Genomic DNA, 20,007 nt, shown 5'->3' with positions numbered 1-20,007 from the left:
TTCTCCGTTAATAGAAAAACATTTAAATATGAAAAAATTTCCTAAGTTTTTATTCCTTCTACTGATGCTCGTTAATTTCTCGGTGGCATTTTCGCAAAATTATTACGACCAGCAATGGAAGAAAATAGAAGAAAACAGCAAGAAAGGGACATTCAAATCCAACCTTCCTGTTATTCTGGAAATACAAAAACAAGCCATGAAAGAAAATAATGCACTTCAGCTCATTCGCTCTCTCAAATTAGAATTCAGTATTGTAAATCAGACAACCGATGATGATAAAAATGATTCTGTTTCAAAGTTTTTTGCGAAGCTGCAAAATGCGGAAAAGAATTTGAAGGGTGATGATCTTTTGGTTTATAAAGTATTGTTATCTGGCTTTATGTTCGATTATTATAATGAGCATTCTTGGGAAATTGATGGCAGAACGAATATGAATTCTCAGGATATTTCGCAAATTGAAACATGGAGTAAACTTGATTTTAAAAATTATTTGAGTAAAAATTTTAAAGATCTGGATCGCCAAAAAGCTGAGATGAAAAAAATCTCTTTTGCAAAATATAAAGATGCTTTTTCAAATACAAATGATGCAGCTTATTTCCCGACCTTGCTTGATTGGTATTCGCTTCGAAAAGTGAATTTTTTATCTAATAACGAATTGTTTACCAAAAATGAATTAATAGAAAACAGAACTCTAATCAATGGTGTTTTTGATGAGTTAATTAGTGAGAGTTCAGGAAATTCTAAGTTGTACTTCATGCATCAGAAAATATCTGAAAACTGCCAGTTTACGCAATGTAAAGATAAATTTGAGCAACTTCAGAATTTAGTGAAATCAAATACTGACGGCGATTACAAAGTTCTTGTAATGGAAGAGGTCATGAATGAACTGATTTTAAAAAATAAAAAAAGTGAGGCTTTAGCAATCGGAAATCAGGCCAAGAATGAATATCCGAAATCTTCTTTTCTTAACAATATTAAAAATAAAGATAATCAGATCATTAATCCTTATTTAGCCATAAAATACGAAGAGCAAACTCAACCGAATCTTCCTATTCACTTGGTTGCAGAATATAAAAACGTTTCACAATTTTCTGTGAAGATTTATGTAGTAAAAGATGATCTTTTATCTTTCATTCAATATGCTAAAAATCCGTATAACAATGCTTTTTCAAAGGTTAAAAAGAGTTTGTTGAAAACAGAAACTTTTAATTTGGCTGATACGAAAGATTATCAGCTTCACAAAACTTCGCTTGAAATAAAGCCGCTGCCTTCAGGAATTTATGTTGCAGAATACGCGGTTGCAGGAGTAGATGGGAAAGATATGGAATCGAGACAGAATTTTTACTTTTTAGTTTCAAATCACAAGATTATTTATCAGTCTAGAAATGACAGAAACCAGCTTTTGAATGTATTAAAATTGGTGAATTCTGAAAACGGAAAACCAATCAATAATGAAAATTTGACTTTCCATGAGTTTGTGCAGAATAAAAATTTAAATAAAGCTAACGGAAAAACAGATGAAAAGGGAGTTTTTAAATTTCCTGTCACTACAAACAATGAATATTACAGAACTTTTTTAGTTCAGCAGCAAAAAAGTAATGATTTCCAGATAATGGAAGTTTATGGAAATCAATCTAATGAAGCTGTAAATTACGAGGTAAATAATCTGGAAAAAGCTCAGATATTTTTAGACAGAGCGATTTACAGACCCGGACAAACGGTTTATTTTAAAGCTATTAATACTAAATCTGTTGGTCAAAAAGAAAACGTAATTTCTAATCTGAAACAGAGAATTACATTGAAAGATTCTAACGACGAAGAGGTGAGTTCACAGGATTTTACTACAAATGAATTTGGTTCTTATCACGGAAGTTTTATTTTACCGAAAGGAAAATTGAACGGACAATTTACTCTGTCTGTGAATAAAGGTGATGATGATATGCAATATTTGGGTGTGGCATATTTTCAGGTAGAAGAATACAAACGTCCGAAATTTGAAGTCACATTTGATCCTGTAAAAGATGAATACAAATATGGACAAACCATCGAATTGAAAGGAAAAGCCATGATGTTTTCAGGAGTTGCCCTGAGTAATACCAACGTTAATTACGAAATTAAAAAGCAGAATATAAGATGGAGATACTTTCCTTGGTATCCAAATAACCATGATAACGAAAATTCGATCTTAGGTGAAGCAAAAACGAACGAAAAGGGAGAATTTATTATAAAACTAGATCTTAAAAAAGACGAAAAATTAGAAGGTATTCAAATTGATAATTATCAAATCAGTGCTTCTGCGACCGACATCAACGGTGAAACACAAACTGCAAATACCAATCTGAAAGTTTCTTCAGTTTCTCATTACATCAAAGCTGATGATATTAAAAATATTTTCGCAGACGAAAATGTAAAGCTGAAGGTTGAAACTAAAAATTATAACGAGCAAAATCTGAAAAAAGCTTATCAGGTAAGATTAAAAAAGCTCGAGTCTCCCGAGAGAATTTTCAGAAATAATTTTAAATCTGATATCCAAAATTTTCCTCAATTGTCGAAAGAAGAATTTATCAAGAAATTCCCGCACGATTTGTATGATAAAAATGATGAATTGAAAAACTGGAAGTCTACAATTGTTTTTGAAAAAACTCAGAAACCAGTTGGCGACAAAAAAGAACAATCAGCCAACCTAGATTTAGGAAAATTAGAAGCTGGGGATTATATGTTGGAATTGTACAATATTGAAGGAAAAGACACGATAAAATCTTCTCAGAATTTTAATGTTTGGGATAAAAAATCTTTGAAACCCAATCAGAAAACTTTCTTAACGGTTTTAGAACCTAAAGATGAATTTTCAAGAGGAGAGAAAGCAAAAATCTATGTGTATTCTGCAATTCCTGATGCTTTGGTTAATGTTTTTGTGCAGGATGGTTCAGGAAAAACAATTTCTGAAGTTCAAAAATTTAAAAATGGAATTTTAGAATTTACGGTTGATATTCCGAAAGAAAAAAGCGTAACCAATTTGAATGTTCAGTTTCAGGTTGTCGCTTTTAATGATGTGCAGACAGAAACGGTTGATTTAAAAATAAAAGATACCGCACAGCCTTTGAAAATAGAAACGGTGACATTTAGAGATAAATTAGAACCCAATTCTAAAGAAAAATGGACAGTGAAAGTTGTTGGAACTGGCAAAGAAAAAATCAACGCAGAAGTTCTGGCCAATATGTATGATAAGTCTTTAGATCAGTTTGCTGTGAATACTTTTGGTTGGGAAAAATTGTATATGCCGTATTCAATTATTAGCTCTTATGAAATTAGAGAGTACTTATCTCAGAAAAATTACCAGAGAAGAGTGCAATATTATAATGGAAAATTTGTATCTGTTCCACAATTTAATTGGTTTGATGGGAGAATTATTGGTTCAGACCTAGACAACGATGGTGATGGTGTCTTAGATAGAGATGATGCATGTCCTACCGTTCCAGGTTATTCAGAATACAATGGTTGTCCAAAACCAAAAATGGTTACAGCAAATGAGATAGAATCTAGTATTGCCTCACCTGCGCCAATGGCTGCTGGGGGCAAAAATATTGAAGAAGTCGTAGTTTTAGGGTATAATAAAACAATTACAAAAAGAAGTACTGTAGCAAGTAATACTGTGCAAAGTGCAGATAGTATGGTTGATATAAAATCATCCAAAGAAGAATTAGATAAGATCCCAGTCCGTCAAAACTTAAACGAAACAGCATTCTTCTACCCAGATTTAAAAACCGATGCAGAAGGAAATGTCAATTTCGAATTCACGTCTCCGGAAGCTCTGACAAAATGGAAATTAATGTTTTTAGCTCATACAAAAGAAGCAAGAGCAGCAACATTGGAAAAAGAAGTGGTAACGCAAAAAGAATTTTCGGTAACGCCGAATTATCCGAGATTTTTAAGAGAAGGTGATGAGCTGAATTTGCAGTCTAAATTATCAAATTTAACAAGCAAAAAACTAAGCGGTACTGCACAGTTGCAAATTCTTGATGCATTTACGAATGAAGATATTTCAGTAAAATTTGGTTTAATTTCAAGCGTTCAAAATTTTGATTTAAATGAAAATGGCAATTCTGCTTTGATGTGGAAAGTGAAAGTTCCGAATAACGTTTCATCAATTATTTTAAAAGTAATTGCCAAAGGCGGTCAATATTCTGATGGAGAACAAAAAGCAATTGCTATTCTTCCAAACAGAATGTTGGTGACAGATGCTTTGCCAATTTTTGTAAAAGAAGGCGAAACGAAAACTTTTGAACTCGAAAATCTTAAAAATGCTAATTCTACAACGATTTCGAATGTTTCAAATACGTTAGAATTGACGACCAACCCGATTTGGGAAATTATGTTTGCGCTTCCGAGTCTGAAAAATGATCAGAATAATTCTGCGGATGTAATTTTTAATAAATGGTTTGCAGATGTATTGGCTTCTGAGATTTTTAAATCTAATCCTAAGCTGAAAACTGTTTTCGAAGAATATCAGAATAAAGGTTTATTGGGTTCAAATCTTGAAAAAAATCAGGAACTGAAGCAATTGTTGCTGGAAGAAACTCCGTGGGTTTTGGAAAGTAAAAATGAAGAAGAACAAATGCAGAAATTAGCGTTGCTTTTTGATGCCAATACAATGAAGAATTCGATCAATCAGGATTGGGACGATTTCAAAAAACTTCAAAATCCAGACGGTGGCTTCTCCTGGTATTCCGGATATCCGAGCTCATATTCTACCTCACTTTATATTCTTAAAAATTTAGGAAAAATCAATGCTTGGCTGAAAGATAATGTTAAAGACTATCAAAGTTCTGAGCAGAAAGAATTAGTTGCTAATTTGGTAAGATATGTTGATGGCGAGATTGAAAAATATTATGATGCAAAAAGAGACAATGTTTGGAATAACTGGAGTTTAGATTATCTCGACACCAGAAATTATTGGGAAAAAGAATATCCTCTGAAAGGAAAAGGAGCAAGTTTAAAATCTTTGGTTAAACAAAAAGCGACAACTGCGAAGATTACTGATTTTACGTTTTTTGGATTGCATCGTACAGCTTTATTAATGAATGATTATGGTATAAAAGATGTTTCAGAAAAATTTTTAAACTATTTAAAAGAAACTTCGGTGGATTCAAAATCTCAGGGAACTTACTGGAAACAGAATCTCGATGATTGGGGTTGGTTCAGCTCAAAAGTGGTGAATCATGCCGGCGCCTTGGAAGTCTTCAATAAATTAAAGCCAAATGACCAAAAATTCATTGAAGACATGAAAATCTGGCTGATCACGCAAAAAGAAGTGAATTCTTGGGGAAGCTCCAGAGGAACTGCAGAAGTGATTTTCACGATTTTAAATTCAGGAAAATCTTGGACTTCAGCACAAAGCGATAAAGCAACCATCATTTGGGGCGGAAAAGAATTGAAACCGCAAACTCAGGCAACAGGGTATGTAAAATCTACGGTGAAAACTGATATTTTAGATACAAATTTAGCAACCGTAACCGTTACAAAACTAGGCGCGGGAATTGTTCAGGGAGGTTTATTCTGGCAATATTATGAAGATTTAAATAAGATAAAATCTTCAGAAAATTACATTTCAATTACGAAGGAACTGTATAAAAAAGTCAAAACGGTAAACGGTGAAGAATTACAGAAGATATTACCGGAAACTCCATTAAAAGTTGGTGATAAAGTAACGGTAAGAATGATTTTAAATACCGACAGAGCAATGGAATTTATTCATATAAAAGACATGAGAGCGGCAGGATTTGAGCCTTTGGACGTGATTTCAGGATACCAGTGGAAAAATAATCTTGGCTATTATCAATCGACCAAAGACGCATCTACCAACTTCTATATTGAATCGATGCCTAAAGGAAAATATGTATTTGAATATGATTTTGTTACGAATGCTTCTGGAAAATTCTCAAACGGAATTACGACGATGCAAAATTATTATGCTCCGCAGATGAATGCTCATACAAAGGGAACTACTATTATAATTGCGGAATAATTTTTGACATTACGGAATGTGTAATTTTAAAATAATTTAAATATGAAATTTTTAAAAGCTTTATCTGGATTTTTGATGTTGTTTGTTGCCATGAATATTTCGGCGCAAAAGAAAATTGAAAAGTTTGAAAAGCTTCAGATTGATATGTTTCCAAAAGCTAAAGAAGGATTTAAACAGGTCTATATTCAATTGCCGATTGCGAAAAATGAATCTGATCTGAAAGTCGAGTTTTTTGTAGGAATTGAAAAAATGCTAGATTGCAATAAACATTTTTTGATGGGAAAAGTTAACGTTCAGGATTTACAAGGTTGGGGTTACAATTACTATGAAGTGGAATCCAACGGTGAGACAGGCGGAACTCTGATGGGTTGTCCGGATCAGAAAAAGAAAAAGAAATTTGTTTCTCTGCAACCGGAAATTGTGAGATACAACAGCAAATTGCCACTGGTTTTTTATGTTCCCAAAGATTTTGAAGTACGTTACAGAGTCTTACGTCCCGATGTTGGAATGAAAAAAGCAGTTCAGAAATAAAATCTCAAAAATTATAATATTCAGCTCCTCACAGATTTTGTGGGGAGTTTTTTGTTGCGCCGAAAACTTTCATCATCGGATATTTCACAATTTATGATTGAAAACAATTTTTTAAATCATCCGAAATAATATTATATTTGTTTCTATACAATTTAACAAGCTATGGAAAACGTATTTGATGCGAAAGACGCTCAGAATTACATCAATAGAATAAATAATTTAGTAGAAGATACACACGGTTTGTGGGGCAGAATGACGGTAGATCAAATGTTGGCGCATTGCTGTATCACTTACGAAATGATTTACGAACCTGAAAAGCACAAAAAACCGGGAGCGATCGCAAAATTTATTTTAAAGAGATTTGTAAAACCTAAAGTGGTTGGTGAAAAAGCGTATCCGCGAGATTCTCCTACGGCACCTCAGTTTGTCATCACAGGCAGGAAAAATTTCGACGATGAGAAGAAAAGACTCATCGGTTTTATTCAAAAAACTCAGCAATTGGGTGCATCAGCTTTTCATGAGAAAGAATCTTTTTCATTTGGGAAATTAAAATCTGATGAATGGAACAATATGTTTGCAAAACATCTGAACCATCACTTGTCTCAGTTCGGAGTTTAAAATTGTAATCCATAGTTTTTTGGATTGAAAAACGATGGTATTGATTTCACTTAAAGCGGACTTCAATCAATCTTCTTAGTCATGAGGATGAATAACAAAACTGCTGAAGGTAATGTTAGCAATCAATCTATTTATTTTCATAAAAAGGAAAGAATCTTACATTTGACTCTCAAATTTTTGTAAAAATTACGATGTAATATTTAAATAAACACAAACAAATAATGAAAAAGCTTTTACTTCTTCTAATTCTGATTTCCAATTTTGCATGGGCTCAAATGCCAAATATCGCCAATGTCTGGACGAATAATTCAAAGCCATACATCGGTACAATTGGCAACGAAAATCAGACGATAAAACTTCAAATTGAAATTTCTGAACAGAACAGGAAAAATGATCAGGAATATTTTGTCTCAGGATATACGATTATAGATAAAAACAAATCTAAATACGAAGGTAAATTAATCATTACCAAATATAAAGACGGAAAAAAAAGAAGTGTGGTATATGGCGATTATGAATTAGCTGAAGAAAATAAAGGTAAACATTCCGGCGTATTTTCAGGCAAATTTATTTATACATTTAATTGGAATAAAAAGACCGAAAAAATAGAAAACCCTTATATTGAGCTGTTTGGTAACTGGAAAAGCTATGACAATACTTTAGATTTTAAAACTAAATTACTTAATCAATAAGACGTTAAAAAATCAGAAATATTCGATTATCATTAATGATTTACAAATAATTAAAAAAGAATCTTCGCTGGCTTTTTGTAAAATTTATGATTAAAAGCGATTAATCTTATTTAATATTATTGGTTTAAAAAAAACTATCTAACTTAAAAAAAATAAAGATGAAACTAGGCGCATTTTCCATTAGTTTAAGTGTTAAAGATTTATTGAAATCTAAAGATTTTTACGAAAAATTAGGTTTCAGTGAAATGGGTGGAAGTTTAGATAACAATTATCTTATCATGAAAAACGGAACCACTTTAATCGGACTTTTTCAGGCAATGTTTGACGGAAATATGCTCACTTTCAATCCCGGATGGGACGAAAATGCTCAAAATCTGGACACCTTTGATGATGTACGGACAATTCAGAGTCATTTAAAGGAAAATCAAATTACACTCGAAAAGGAAGCCGATGAGAAAACTTCAGGACCGGAACATATTTTTTTGAAAGATCCCGACGGAAATATGATTCTGATTGATCAACACAGATGATTAGCCTGAATTATTAGTGATTTTTTTAACGATAAACACAAAAATTTAAATTAAAATTATGGCAACAGTAAATGTTTATTTAACATTCAACGGCGAGTGCAGAGAGGCATTCGAATTTTACAAATCAGTCTTTGGCGGCGAATTTCCTTACATGGGAACTTTTGGCGAAATGCCTCCGCAGGAAGGAAAAGAACTTTCGCAGGAAGACAAAGACAAAATTATGCACGTCACACTTCCGATCTCAAAAGAAACTGTTTTGATGGGAAGTGATACCGGAGGAGAATGGGCCTCAAACCTAAAAATCGGGAACAATTTTTCAGTCTCCATCAATGCAGATTCTAAAGATGAAGCAGACAAATTATTTAATGGTTTATCGCACGGAGGGCAAGTTACAATGCCTCTTGCAGATACATTTTGGGGCGCTTATTTCGGGATGTTAACCGATAAATTCGGCATCAACTGGATGGTCAATTACGACGATCCTTCTAAGATGCAGCAACATCCATAATTAAATATACGGATACAATTAATAATAACCGGCAGATTTGTTTGTCGTTTATTATTTAAATAAAATTCAGGAAAAATTATTTAAACCCTCACAAAAAAAGACAAATGAAATTCACAATTGAAGAAATTAAATCAGAACATCAGAAAGTAAAAAGTGGTGCAGATTTCCCAAAGTACATTCAGGCAATAAAAAATCTCGGCGTTTCTCATTACATCGCGTACGTAAAAGATGGTAATACAGAATATTTTGATTCTGAGAAGAACTCTGCAAATACGGGAAGTAAGTATGAAACATTATCTATTTCAGAGAGTTCGAATCTTGATGAATTTAAATTAAAACTACATCTTCACCAACAAGGCGGTACAGATTATCCGACCTTTTGCAAAGACTGCGCTGAAAATGGCGTGAAAGGCTGGAGAATGGATTTAGCTGAAATGACCTGTACTTATTTTGACATGAAAGATATTGATATATTGGAAGAAAAAGTTCCAGCTTAAACGGTCACTGAATCATTGCCTGAAAATTTGCATTAACATTTTTTATTTGCTATTATTGATTTAAAGTATTAATTTTGTTACTTGCGATAGATAATAGTAATAAAGAAATAGTTTATGAGAATTTTCAGGCACTTTATTTTTATAATATTGATCAGTTTTTCTTTACCAACATATGCCCAGAAAAGTGATCTTGGTGCATGGTATATGTATTTTGGAAACAATAAAATCAGTAAAAAACTTAATTTCCATAATGAAATTCAGTACCGTAATTTTGATGGAATCGGAGATCTTGAGCAGCTTCTCATACGTACCGGAATTGGTTATGATCTTACTGAAAACAACAATAATGTTTTAGTAGGTTACGGTTTTATTCTCAGTCAGCCCTATTTGAACGGTGAAAAAAGAGAAAATATAGAGCACCGTGTTTTCCAGCAGTTTATTACAAAGCAAAAATTTGGACGTTTCAATCTTCAGCACCGGTACCGACTTGAAGAACGTTTTCTTCAGGATGATTTCCGGATGAGATTCCGTTATTATTTAGGATTTAATATTCCGATTACCAATAAAGAAATGCTTCCAAAAACATTGTATCTTTCAGCTTACAACGAGATTTTTCTAAATCTTGACAGTCCGGTTTTCGACAGAAACAGAGTGTTTGGTGCTTTAGGTTTCGTTATCAATAAAAATATGAGAATTGAAGCGGGTTACATGAATCAGATTCAGGAAAATAAAAACCGCGGACAAATACAGATAGGATTTTACAACAATATTCCGTTTACGAGAAATTGATCCAACATTAAAAAACTAATGACTAAAAACTAAAAAAATGCATTCAGGAAAAAGATTCGGGCCGATAGAATTTATGATGTGGACGCGAAGAAGTCTGTACATTTTATTAATTATGTCAACAATTCCTACCGTTCTTTATTATTTGGGATTTGTTTTCGTTTCATTTCCATGGCAGCCGATTGCGATCATGGGTACAGCAGTTGCTTTCATTGTCGGCTTCAAAAATAATGCGAGTTACAGCAGACTTTGGGAGGCGAGACAGATCTATGGGGCGATCATTAATGACAGCCGTAGTTTCGGATATATTCTGAGAGATTCTTTATCAGAGAAAAATTCAGATAAAGTAAAATTGATGTTTAGACGTCATTATGCTTGGTTGACGGCACTTCGTTTTCAGCTTCGTGAATCCCGAAATTGGGAAAACATGAGTACGGCACAGTTTAAAGAATATGCACAGAAATATGATATTCCCGAGAGACTTTCTACTGTTGATGCTGAGTTGGAAAAATATCTTTCGCAAGACGAATTACAATATGTTTTAGGTAAAAAAAACCGCGCCACACAATTGATGGCTTTGCAGAGCAAAGATTTGTCTGAAGCTTATGCTAACAATGAAATTAATGATTTTCAGTGGACGCAGATCAATCAACAATTGGTGAAATTTACCGATGATCAGGGGAAAGCAGAACGTATCAAAAACTTTCCTTACCCAAGAAATTTTTCTTCGATCACAACCTATCTTCTGCATATATTTATCGTTTTCGTTCCATTCGGATTAATCAGGGAGTTTGATAAAATGGGAGAGGGAACGGCATTGGCAGATTATACTTTGTGGTTTAATATTCCGTTTTCTTTATTGGTCACGTGGTGTTTTCACACCTTAGACAGTGTGGGTGAAGCGTCTGTAAATCCGTTTGAAGGAAGCCCGAATGATGTTCCGATCACTCAGATCAGCCGAACAATAGAAATTGACATGAGAGATATGCTGGATGAAACTGACCTTCCGGCTGCTATTACCCCGAAAAATAATATTGTACTTTAAAATATAAGATGCGGTAGTTAGAAAAGAGGTTTAATTAAAGTCAAAATGTTTCACATTGACAATATTAAAACTAAAAAATGCTTCAATCGTTACCTGAAAACCATTAAAAAACAAAATAATATGATTCACACCTACGTCATTATATCTATTGCAGTTTTGCTGTCTGTGATGATATTGGTAATGATCGGGCAAAAGCTTAAAGTAGCTTATCCGATCTTTCTCGTAATTGCAGGATTGATCATCAGTCTGGTTCCGGGAATGCCACATATTGAGATAGAGCCGGATCTGGTTTTCCTTATTTTCCTACCTCCGATTTTATTTGAGGCAGCATGGTTTACATCATGGCAGGACTTTCACAAGTGGAGAAAGCAGATTTTCTCAATGGCTTTTGGGTTGGTTTTTCTGACTTCGATTGTCGTTGCTTACCTTTCTTCATCAATAATTCCGGGGCTTACCGTCGCAATGGGATTTCTGTTGGGTGGCGTCAATTCTCCGCCGGATGCTGTTGCCGCAACCTCAGTGTTGAAGCACATGAAAATTCCGAAAAAAATAACAAGTATTTTGGAGGGCGAAAGTTTAATAAATGATGCTTCGAGTTTAATTGTATTTAAATTTGCTTTAGCCGCAGTGATTTCCGGGCAGTTTATCTGGAGAAATGCAATTGGTGATTTTTTCAGCATGGCAGTTGGCGGAATTGCAGTCGGTGTTGCTGCAGGTTTGCTTTTTGGTTTCTTTTTGAGAATGATTCCTTCTAATTCAAACATTGATACGGTAATTACGCTCATCGTGCCTTATATTATGTATGTGGGTGCAGAGCATTTTCATTTTTCCGGCGTTCTGGCAGTAGTTGCAGGCGGTTTACTTATGTCTTACAACTCTCATTGTTATTTGAGTCATACCTCCAGAATACAATCAGGTAATGTCTGGAGTGTGCTGATCTTCGTCATGAATACCATAATTTTCATACTGATTGGCTTAGAATTGCCTGTTGTGGTGGCTGCAATGAAAGATTATACTATTTCTGAGGGTATTTTCTACAGTGTCGTTATTGGTGGAGCTATTATTTTCACGAGGTTATTTTATAGCTATTCTATCATGTATTTTCCTTGGTTTTTATCTAAAAAGTTACGAGCCGAAAATCCGAAGCCTGACTGGCGAGAACCTTTTATAATCAGTTTTGCAGCGATGCGAGGCGTGGTTTCATTGGCTGCAGCACTTTCCATTCCTGCATTTTTACCCAATGGAGAAGCTTTTCCGCATCGAAATATTATTTTGTTTGTGACTTTTGTGATTATTTTGATAACTTTAGTCGGACAAGGATTAATGCTTGCTCCAATTTTAAAATTTTTAAAAGTCAATGATGCCGGAAGCGATTTGCCGGAAGAAAAGCAGGAAGTTATTTTGATGAAAAAGCTGAAAGAAACCGCATTAAATAAGTTGGAATCTGATTTTTCTGAATTAACGGAAACAAATAGTATGGTTCGACATCAGAAACGAAGACTGGAAAACGAAATGCTGATGATGCAGGATAAATCTCAATGTATGGCATCTACAGGCGACTATGTTACTGCAATGAACGAAAATAAAGATGTCATCAGACAACTTATTCAGGCTCAAAGAAATGAACTTCACAGAATGAAGCGTGAGAAAATTTTTGATGATCATGTGATGAGAACAATCGAGATGCAGCTAGATTTTGATGAAGCTAAAATTACAGGATTTGCTCACAGCTAACGGTTATTTAAAGTAAAATTAAACATGAAAACGCCGATTGTCATTACAAAAAAGATCAAAGCACCGATAGAAAAAGTCTGGAAAGCCCTGACAGATAAAAATGAAATACCGTCATGGTATTTTAATATCGCTGATTTTGAAGCTGTGGTCGGAAAATCATTTGACTTTTATGAACCAGGGGAAGAAAAAAAATATCTGCACCGAATCGAAATTCTGGAAATTATTGAAAATCAGAAGCTGAAACATACGTGGTTTTATCCTCTATTTTCAGATCAAAAAACCATAGTTACCTGGGAACTCGAAAATGATGAAGGCGGAACTAAAGTCTCATTAACACACGAGGGGACAGAAAATCTTAAAGATTTGGGAGAAGGCTTTTCAGAAGAAAGTTTTACTAAGGGATGGAATGAGATTGTGGGACAAAGCCTAAAACTTTACATGGAAAACTAATGGCAGAATTTAATTCCTCATTTCCGGTATTTTGGACTCAGAATTTTGAGGAAACCGTTGGTTTTTATATTCATATTCTAAAATTTTCGCTAATTGACGCAAATTCTGAAAAAAAGTGGGCTTTCTTACAAAAAGATCGTGTGAAAATTATGATTTCGAAGCCAAGTGAGAACGAAAAATTTAATAAAATCAGTTTTTCTGGCTCCTTTTATTTCAATGTAAATGATGTGGATGATCTTTGGCAAGACCTGAAAACGATCACAAAAATCTGTACCAAAATCGAAACTTCAGATTGGGGAATGAGAGAATTTTCAATTTACGACAACAATGGTTATATACTGCAATTTGGGCAACCTATATCCGAAATTAGTAAGGAGGAATAAATTTTGCTATTTTTGGGGAAATATTTTAGAAAATAATAATGAAAAATAAAATAATAACAGGTTTTGCAGCACTTCTTTTGTTCGTGTCTTGTAATAGTGACGAAAAAATACTTAATTCTCTAGCCGACTACAACAATTCTATGGAAATCAAAGGATATCATTTTGGTGATAAACTTGATCTTCCCAAAGATGTTTTAGAAAATGCAGAAAGCATATCGATTAGTTTCGGAGACAAAGAAACGTCTAGTCTTGTTGTAGATTCAAAATATTTTACACTGGGAGATAATGCCGTTACATTTAATATTAAAACGAAAGGCGGCGAAACTTTATATCAGGATGCTACGATCAATGTTTTTACCAAAATTCCGGTAAGGAATATCAATTATGAAGTTGTAGCAGAATATCCTCATAATCCTGCGAATTTCGTTCAGGGTTTTCAGATTGAAGGAAATACAATCTATGAAAGTGACGGGCAAAAAGGCTCTTCTCAAATTTTGAAGTATAACCTTGGAGATACCACGCCAATTGCTTCTACAAAACAAGCTGAAGACATTTTTTCTGAAGGAAGCGCAATCGTTGGCGACAAAATTTATCAGTTAACATGGCAGAATAAAAAAGGATTTGTTTACGACAAAAATTCTTTAAGTTTATTGTCAGAATTTCCCTATCCGGATGTGATGGGAGAAGGATGGGGACTTACTTATGACGGTAAAAATTTAATTGCTTCAGACGGAACAAAAAATCTTTATTTCCTCAATGCAAGCGATCCTTCGAAAGTTGTAAGATATATTTCTGTCGCCGGAAATTCTGAAATTTACGATCAGTTGAATGAGCTCGAATTTTACAAAGGCTTTATTTATGCCAATGTTTGGCAAAAACCAATTGTACTCAAAATAAATCCTGCAAACGGGGAAGTGGTCGGGAAATTTGACTTTACCAATATTGCAAAAGAAAATACAAAAGGAAGTGACGATGTATTGAACGGGATTGCTTTTAAAGGTGACAACATGGTGATCACGGGTAAAAACTGGTCAAAAATATATGAAATTGTCATTAAGTAATTTTTTCAATTTTAAATATATTTAAATGAAGAAATCCTTCATTATTGGTTTTGCTTCGGTTTTTTTGTTATTGATTTCTTGTAAAAATGATCAGGAAATTCTTAGTTCTCTGGCAGATTACAACAATTTTATGGAGCAAAAAGGTTATCACTTCGGAGATCAATTAATTTTACCGGAAGACGTGAAAGATCACGCGGAAAGTATTGCAATTAGCTTTGGTGATAAAGAAACTCAGAGTCTGAATATCAATAATCAATTTTTTACTTTTGGAGAAAATAAGGTCACTTTCATCATCAAAACTAAAAGTGGTGAAGTATTAAATCAGGATGCTACCATTAATGTTTTTACAAAAGATCCCGAGCAAAATCTTTCTTATAAAATCTCAGCAGAATATCCTCACAATCAAGATAATTTTGTAGAGGGATTTCTGATGGAAGACAGTATCATTTATGAAAGCGATGGGCTGAACGGTTCTTCACAATTGATCAAATATAAATTAGGTGAAATAAAGCCTTTACTTACTGAAAAACAAGCTGAAGGGATTTTTTCTGAAGGCTGTGCGATTGCAGGAAACAAAATTTTTCAGCTTACTTATCAGAGTAAAATAGGATTTGTATACGATAAAAAAACTTTAAAAAAAATAGCTGAATTCCCTCTCCCTAATGAAATGAATGAAGGTTGGGGTCTCACTTTCGACGGGAAAAATCTTATTGCAAGCGACGGTACAAACAGGCTCTTTTATTTGGATCTCGATAATCCTTCAAAAGTTATCAAAACAATTTTTGTCGGTGGAAACAGAGAAGTATATAATCAGGTCAATGAGTTAGAATTTCATAACGGTTTTATTTATTCAAATCTTTGGCATCGGCCAACTATTCTAAAAATCAATCCCGAAACTGGAGAAACGGTAGGAAAATTTGATTTTACAAGGATTACCGAAGACAATGCTCAAAATAATCCCGAAAATGTTTTAAACGGAATCGCCTTTAAAGGTGAAAATATGGTTATAACTGGAAAGAATTGGGCAAAAATCTATGAAGTTGAAATTTTGTAAAACTATTAAATTATTAATCTATATTTACATTTAAAATAATTTGTTGAAATATATATTGTGCCTTGGTTTTTTGATGATTGCGACTTTAGTGTTTTCGCAGAAAAAGTTTTTTTTGATCAATGGTACTCAGTTTGAAGAAACAAAATATCAAAATTTTAAAGACAGTATTTCTAGTGAATATACACTAAGTGAAGAAATAGTGTTTAGCTATACTGACAACGGAATTGAGATTTTTTTACCTAGATTGAAAGTTCACAATGCTAAGAAAAACAGTACCAGAATATATTTTGATGAGGATGTTTTTTTCGAAAAAACTTTTAAAAATAAAGTCGATTTTACAGCTTTAAAAGAAATTAAAAGTAATAAAAAGATTGATCATTCAAAACCTTATTTTATCAATTGCTGGTACGTAAACTGCAGTCCCTGTATTGAAGAAATACCTGATCTGAATAAGCTTCAGTCCGAATATATTGGAAAAGTAAATTTTGTAGCGTTAACTTTTGATGATGTAAATAAAGTTAAAAACTTTCTCAATAGAACTGCTTTTAATTTTATTCATTTGACTGATCAGAAAAAGCTTTTAGATAAAATGGAAATCATGTCATATCCTGTCAGTTTGATTTTAGATAAAGACGGTAACTTTATTAAATTTGTAAATTACCAAAATCAGGAAAGCCAAAAGTATACTAAAGAAATCTTAAACAGAGTTATCAATCATTAATTTGAAGATCTTACAATTATTATTCATTTTTATTTTCTGTTCTTTGTCCGCACAGAGAATTCTCCCTTTTGATACGTTGAAAATCAAAGAGGTGAGAGATCTGTTTGCTGATGACTACGGAAATATTTATCTGTATAAAAATAAAGATTTCAGTTTCACCAAGTACGATTCTCTAGGTAAGCAGCTTGGTAAGCTCATGTTTACAGTTCCTTTTAAAGTCCAGGGCGTGCAAAATCCTTTGAGTATCGCGCTTTTTTCTGAAAATGCTCAGGAAATGAAATTTGTTGATCAAAATTTAAATGAAATTCAGAAATTAGATTTTAAACAAAAATTCACTTATATTAAGCATGCGTACGCAGAAGATTTGCAACAGGTATGGTTGCTTGATGAAAGTACAAAACGGCTTCTGCAATACAATTTTAGAAATGATACTACAATCAATTCTTATCCTTTTGATGCCAGTTTTGATGATTTGATTGATCTTTTGGTTTTTGAAAATAAGGTTTATATTTTAACGAAAAATCAATTCAGAGTGTATAATCTGAAATTTGAAAAACTTTATGAAGCTCCGGTTGAAAACGCAAAACGGCTGCGGAGAGAAAACGAATTTATTTTGGTGGTATCTAAAAATTCAATTTTCAAATATATTCCTGAGAAAGAGCTGATCAAAATTTTTCAAGATCCCGATGTACAGATTGTGGAAAAAAACTCGCTTGCTTATTTTGAAATCAAGGGCAACAAACTTTATCTTTACAACTTCGAAAACAGCACAGATTCTAAAATTGATCCTGTGATTGAGAGTCGTAAAAACGACACCGAAAAAACGGTAGAAGAATTGATGAAAGAGAAATCTGAAACACCTGATGTTATTAAACTTTTGGAGGAAATTCAGGATTTGGGTTTCTAGACGGGATAATTTTAAATATAATACATACATACGAATATGCATATTGCAGTGACCGGAAATATTGGAGCAGGAAAAACGACTTTGACCACGATGCTGGCAAAACATTACGGTTGGGATGCGCAGTTCGAAGATGTAGATCATAATCCTTACCTCGAAGATTTTTATGCAGACATGAGCAAATGGAGTTTTGCACTCCAGATCTACTTTCTGGGAAGCAGGTTTCGACAGGTAAAAGAGATCAGAGACAGCGGAAAAAATATTATTCAGGATCGTACAATTTATGAAGATGCGCATATTTTTGCCGAAAATCTTAATGATATGAAACTTCTTTCGGATCGTGATTTTACTAATTATGCGTCACTTTTTGATCTTATGAAAACTTTCGTCTCGGCTCCGGATCTTCTTATTTATCTTAAATCTGATGTTCCGAATCTGGTAAAGAAAATTTATAAGAGAGGAAGGGAATATGAAGCTTCTATCAGTATCGAATATCTTTCTAAGCTCAATCAAAAATACGAGAAGTGGATCACCAATTATACGGAAGGAAAACTTCTCATCATTGAAGTCGATGATCTTGATTTTGTGGAGAAACCTGAGGATTTTGGTGTTATTTTAGAAAAAATTGAGACTGAACTCAATGGTTTGTTTTAAACTATTGTAGTGAAAAAAAAGTATTACAAAATTTGGTGCTAAATTTGTTTTAAACCAAGGGAATTAAATAAAGTATAAAAATGTTGGTAAAAGTTCTTCATAACGGAAATTGTTCAAAATCAAACGCGGTATTAGAATATCTGGATGAGAATGGAGTGCCGTTTGAAATCATCAACATTGTGGAAGATCCATTGAGTATTTTAGAGCTGAAAACCGTCTTAAAAAAGCTTAACCAAGATGTTTTTCACATTATTCGAAAAGAAGAAAAACTCTATCTGGATAAGTACGCCGGAAAAGATTTTTCGGAAGAAGAATGGTTACAGATTTTATCAGAAAACCCTTCTTTAATACAAAGGCCGATCCTGATTAAAGGTTCCGTAGCAATGCTCGGCAGGCCGGTGGAAAATGTAAAGTTTTTTATAGAGCATTAATTGTATTCCAAAATAAAAAAAAGTCAGCTAAATTGCTGACTTTCTACGTTTATAGTAGGATAACATCTTCTATTTTTGCTACTTCTTTGTAAATCTTAACGACCTGATCTGCATCAAGCACAAAAGCATTAATATTGCATGCTGTGTATTTTCCATTTTTGCTTTCGCGGTTCCCTAATGTAAACTTTATACCATCAAAAACTCTGTAAATCTCGGTAAGTTTTGCCTCATCAGTAGGAATTATAAATTTAAAAAGATAATCTTCAGGAAAGTCGTGATGACCTTCCAGTTTCTCCTTTAGTGAAATATAAAAATCTTCAGGATTCGCATGCTGATTTCCTTGTAATATGTCCATTATTGTTCTTATTTATATAAATATAATGAAAATTTAATTATTTTCCAAGTGGTCCCAGCAGAGATGCCGAGTTTTGCTTTTCGTGATCTTCAATAATATTGAATAATCCATCAACAATTTGCTCAGAAGCCAGCATGCTTAATCCGCCTGCGTTTACATTGCTTTTGCTTCCACCTAGCAAACTTCCTAAAAGATTGCTGCCGGATAATGCTGTATTGATCGTTTTTACGATACCATATTTGTTAAGCTCTTGCTCTACTCTAGGTGCGATTGCCGCAACAAGTTGTTGAGATGTTTTTTCTTTCAGAATTAATGTAGCTGTTCCTTTTTCGCCCTGAATAATTCTTGAAACATCCTGAGCATTTAAGCTATTGACTGCGCTTTCAAGAATCGGTCTTGAGATATTGACAGTATATACAGCCGCATCTGCAATATACTCTCTCTCTTTGGCAACCAAAGAAGGAGCAATTTTTTCTAAAGTGGAGTTAATATCTCGTAGCTGTTTCGGTAAAGCCTTGTCAACAAGATTGTTTTGCAAAAATGCTTCTTTATTACCGTAGATATTCATTCCTTTATTGATGCCGCCCAATAATACTCTTTTGATCACTGCTAAACCTAAATCTGAAGTAGCAATACTAGAACAAGACTGCAGAGTGGAAGTTATTACTGCTCCTGTTCCGAAAACTAATGCAATGGCTATAATATATTTTTTCATTTTCAATTTTTTTAACATTGTCAAATACTGCACCAAAGGTAAAAACAAATATATGTTTAACAAAAATTGGCACTTGAGATTAAAAATATGTGTTTGGAAAATGAGCTTTGTAGATTCATAATGTTAAAATTTTATTTAATTCTGTATTTTGGAAAATATGAGATGTTAATGTTAAGTTTTGGTTAAATTCAGCGATAAAATGGTCTTTGCTTCATTGTGAAATATTCATTTATAATAAAGTTTTAAGAATCTAAATTTATTAAAATATCAATTATATTAAGAGATTTTACAATATAAAGTCCTAATTTTAAAA

Annotated in this window: 20 protein-coding genes; 18 read left to right on the top strand and 2 right to left on the bottom strand. The window is 33.3% G+C overall.

All coding sequences use genetic code 11. From position 1 onward, the window contains the following. Positions 1–28 precede the first annotated feature (28 nt). The 18 genes from PGH12_RS05620 (at position 29) to PGH12_RS05535 (ending at position 18,624) form a co-directional block, all read left to right on the top strand. Positions 29–6,025 (top strand): alpha-2-macroglobulin family protein, encoded by a 5,997-nt coding sequence (locus PGH12_RS05620; protein ID WP_267597145.1) that lies wholly within the window; start codon positions 29–31, stop codon positions 6,023–6,025. A gap of 42 nt (positions 6,026–6,067) precedes the next feature. After that, the gene (locus PGH12_RS05615) at positions 6,068–6,556 is read left to right on the top strand and encodes an ecotin (RefSeq protein ID WP_267597144.1); all 489 of its coding nucleotides are present in this window, start codon (positions 6,068–6,070) and stop codon (positions 6,554–6,556) included. Positions 6,557–6,718: 162 nt separating this feature from the next. Continuing rightward, positions 6,719–7,174, top strand: coding sequence for a DUF1569 domain-containing protein (locus tag PGH12_RS05610; protein ID WP_267597142.1), 456 nt, complete (start codon positions 6,719–6,721; stop codon positions 7,172–7,174). Positions 7,175–7,395: 221 nt separating this feature from the next. Further along, complete coding sequence (locus tag PGH12_RS05605; RefSeq protein ID WP_267597141.1) at positions 7,396–7,866, top strand: hypothetical protein; 471 nt, start codon at positions 7,396–7,398, stop codon at positions 7,864–7,866. A gap of 158 nt (positions 7,867–8,024) precedes the next feature. Then, positions 8,025–8,396 carry a VOC family protein gene (locus PGH12_RS05600; protein ID WP_267597140.1) on the top strand — a complete coding sequence of 124 codons (372 nt, stop codon included), beginning with the start codon at positions 8,025–8,027 and terminating at the stop codon, positions 8,394–8,396. Between the two features lie 58 nt (positions 8,397–8,454). Next, complete coding sequence (locus PGH12_RS05595; protein ID WP_267597138.1) at positions 8,455–8,904, top strand: VOC family protein; 450 nt, start codon at positions 8,455–8,457, stop codon at positions 8,902–8,904. Positions 8,905–9,008: 104 nt separating this feature from the next. Further along, complete coding sequence (locus tag PGH12_RS05590) at positions 9,009–9,401, top strand: DUF1398 domain-containing protein (RefSeq protein ID WP_267597137.1); 393 nt, start codon at positions 9,009–9,011, stop codon at positions 9,399–9,401. A 114-nt stretch (positions 9,402–9,515) separates the two neighbouring features. After that, complete coding sequence (locus tag PGH12_RS05585) at positions 9,516–10,190, top strand: DUF2490 domain-containing protein (protein ID WP_267597136.1); 675 nt, start codon at positions 9,516–9,518, stop codon at positions 10,188–10,190. Between the two features lie 37 nt (positions 10,191–10,227). Further along, a complete protein-coding gene (locus PGH12_RS05580; protein WP_267597135.1) occupies positions 10,228–11,232 on the top strand; it encodes a bestrophin family protein in 1,005 nt (334 codons plus the stop codon). 45 nt (positions 11,233–11,277) lie between these two features. Beyond that, positions 11,278–12,966: a Na+/H+ antiporter gene (locus PGH12_RS05575; protein WP_267597134.1), complete on the top strand. Its 1,689-nt coding sequence runs from the start codon at positions 11,278–11,280 to the stop codon at positions 12,964–12,966. Between the two features lie 24 nt (positions 12,967–12,990). Continuing rightward, positions 12,991–13,416: an SRPBCC family protein gene (locus PGH12_RS05570; RefSeq protein ID WP_267597132.1), complete on the top strand. Its 426-nt coding sequence runs from the start codon at positions 12,991–12,993 to the stop codon at positions 13,414–13,416. Beyond that, on the top strand, positions 13,416–13,799 hold the full coding sequence (locus tag PGH12_RS05565; protein ID WP_267597131.1) for a VOC family protein: 384 nt from the start codon (positions 13,416–13,418) through the stop codon (positions 13,797–13,799). Before PGH12_RS05570 ends, PGH12_RS05565 begins: the two co-directional genes overlap by 1 nt. Before the next feature lie 38 nt (positions 13,800–13,837). After that, complete coding sequence (locus tag PGH12_RS05560; protein WP_267597130.1) at positions 13,838–14,860, top strand: glutaminyl-peptide cyclotransferase; 1,023 nt, start codon at positions 13,838–13,840, stop codon at positions 14,858–14,860. 25 nt (positions 14,861–14,885) lie between these two features. Continuing rightward, positions 14,886–15,914, top strand: a complete 1,029-nt coding sequence (locus tag PGH12_RS05555; protein WP_267597128.1) for a glutaminyl-peptide cyclotransferase — start codon at positions 14,886–14,888, stop codon at positions 15,912–15,914. Between the two features lie 43 nt (positions 15,915–15,957). Then, positions 15,958–16,635, top strand: a complete 678-nt coding sequence (locus PGH12_RS05550; RefSeq protein ID WP_267597127.1) for a TlpA family protein disulfide reductase — start codon at positions 15,958–15,960, stop codon at positions 16,633–16,635. A gap of 43 nt (positions 16,636–16,678) precedes the next feature. Then, positions 16,679–17,542, top strand: a complete 864-nt coding sequence (locus PGH12_RS05545; protein WP_267597126.1) for a hypothetical protein — start codon at positions 16,679–16,681, stop codon at positions 17,540–17,542. A 36-nt stretch (positions 17,543–17,578) separates the two neighbouring features. After that, positions 17,579–18,193: a deoxynucleoside kinase gene (locus tag PGH12_RS05540; protein ID WP_267597125.1), complete on the top strand. Its 615-nt coding sequence runs from the start codon at positions 17,579–17,581 to the stop codon at positions 18,191–18,193. A gap of 80 nt (positions 18,194–18,273) precedes the next feature. Continuing rightward, entirely contained in the window at positions 18,274–18,624 is a 351-nt protein-coding gene (locus PGH12_RS05535) for an ArsC/Spx/MgsR family protein (RefSeq protein WP_267597124.1), read from the top strand. 49 nt (positions 18,625–18,673) lie between these two features. Here PGH12_RS05535 and PGH12_RS05530 read toward each other — a convergent pair whose 3' ends face one another. Beyond that, positions 18,674–18,979: a DUF493 family protein gene (locus PGH12_RS05530; protein ID WP_267597123.1), complete on the bottom strand. Its 306-nt coding sequence runs from the start codon at positions 18,977–18,979 to the stop codon at positions 18,674–18,676. 37 nt (positions 18,980–19,016) lie between these two features. Beyond that, positions 19,017–19,694, bottom strand: coding sequence for a DUF4197 family protein (locus PGH12_RS05525; protein ID WP_267597122.1), 678 nt, complete (start codon positions 19,692–19,694; stop codon positions 19,017–19,019). Positions 19,695–20,007: the final 313 nt, after the last annotated feature.

This window comes from Chryseobacterium sp. CY350 (assembly GCF_027945075.1).
Taxonomy (GTDB): Bacteria; Bacteroidota; Bacteroidia; order Flavobacteriales; family Weeksellaceae; genus Chryseobacterium.
Note: the sequence above shows the minus strand (reverse complement) of the source record. Positions and strands in the feature narration are given on the sequence as shown.

What these genes read in the sequence shown, in the direction of transcription:
- PGH12_RS05585 (WP_267597136.1), top strand. Translation starts at nt 9,516, where the DNA reads ATGAGAATTTTCAGGCACTTTATTTTTATAATATTGATCAGTTTTTCT.
- PGH12_RS05535 (WP_267597124.1), top strand. Translation starts at nt 18,274, where the DNA reads ATGTTGGTAAAAGTTCTTCATAACGGAAATTGTTCAAAATCAAACGCG.
- PGH12_RS05560 (WP_267597130.1), top strand. Translation starts at nt 13,838, where the DNA reads ATGAAAAATAAAATAATAACAGGTTTTGCAGCACTTCTTTTGTTCGTG.
- PGH12_RS05525 (WP_267597122.1), bottom strand. Translation starts at nt 19,694, where the DNA reads ATGAAAAAATATATTATAGCCATTGCATTAGTTTTCGGAACAGGAGCA.
- PGH12_RS05580 (WP_267597135.1), top strand. Translation starts at nt 10,228, where the DNA reads ATGCATTCAGGAAAAAGATTCGGGCCGATAGAATTTATGATGTGGACG.
- PGH12_RS05610 (WP_267597142.1), top strand. Translation starts at nt 6,719, where the DNA reads ATGGAAAACGTATTTGATGCGAAAGACGCTCAGAATTACATCAATAGA.
- PGH12_RS05595 (WP_267597138.1), top strand. Translation starts at nt 8,455, where the DNA reads ATGGCAACAGTAAATGTTTATTTAACATTCAACGGCGAGTGCAGAGAG.
- PGH12_RS05565 (WP_267597131.1), top strand. Translation starts at nt 13,416, where the DNA reads ATGGCAGAATTTAATTCCTCATTTCCGGTATTTTGGACTCAGAATTTT.
- PGH12_RS05540 (WP_267597125.1), top strand. Translation starts at nt 17,579, where the DNA reads ATGCATATTGCAGTGACCGGAAATATTGGAGCAGGAAAAACGACTTTG.
- PGH12_RS05590 (WP_267597137.1), top strand. Translation starts at nt 9,009, where the DNA reads ATGAAATTCACAATTGAAGAAATTAAATCAGAACATCAGAAAGTAAAA.
- PGH12_RS05620 (WP_267597145.1), top strand. Translation starts at nt 29, where the DNA reads ATGAAAAAATTTCCTAAGTTTTTATTCCTTCTACTGATGCTCGTTAAT.
- PGH12_RS05600 (WP_267597140.1), top strand. Translation starts at nt 8,025, where the DNA reads ATGAAACTAGGCGCATTTTCCATTAGTTTAAGTGTTAAAGATTTATTG.
- PGH12_RS05530 (WP_267597123.1), bottom strand. Translation starts at nt 18,979, where the DNA reads ATGGACATATTACAAGGAAATCAGCATGCGAATCCTGAAGATTTTTAT.
- PGH12_RS05605 (WP_267597141.1), top strand. Translation starts at nt 7,396, where the DNA reads ATGAAAAAGCTTTTACTTCTTCTAATTCTGATTTCCAATTTTGCATGG.
- PGH12_RS05615 (WP_267597144.1), top strand. Translation starts at nt 6,068, where the DNA reads ATGAAATTTTTAAAAGCTTTATCTGGATTTTTGATGTTGTTTGTTGCC.
- PGH12_RS05575 (WP_267597134.1), top strand. Translation starts at nt 11,278, where the DNA reads ATGTTTCACATTGACAATATTAAAACTAAAAAATGCTTCAATCGTTAC.
- PGH12_RS05570 (WP_267597132.1), top strand. Translation starts at nt 12,991, where the DNA reads ATGAAAACGCCGATTGTCATTACAAAAAAGATCAAAGCACCGATAGAA.
- PGH12_RS05555 (WP_267597128.1), top strand. Translation starts at nt 14,886, where the DNA reads ATGAAGAAATCCTTCATTATTGGTTTTGCTTCGGTTTTTTTGTTATTG.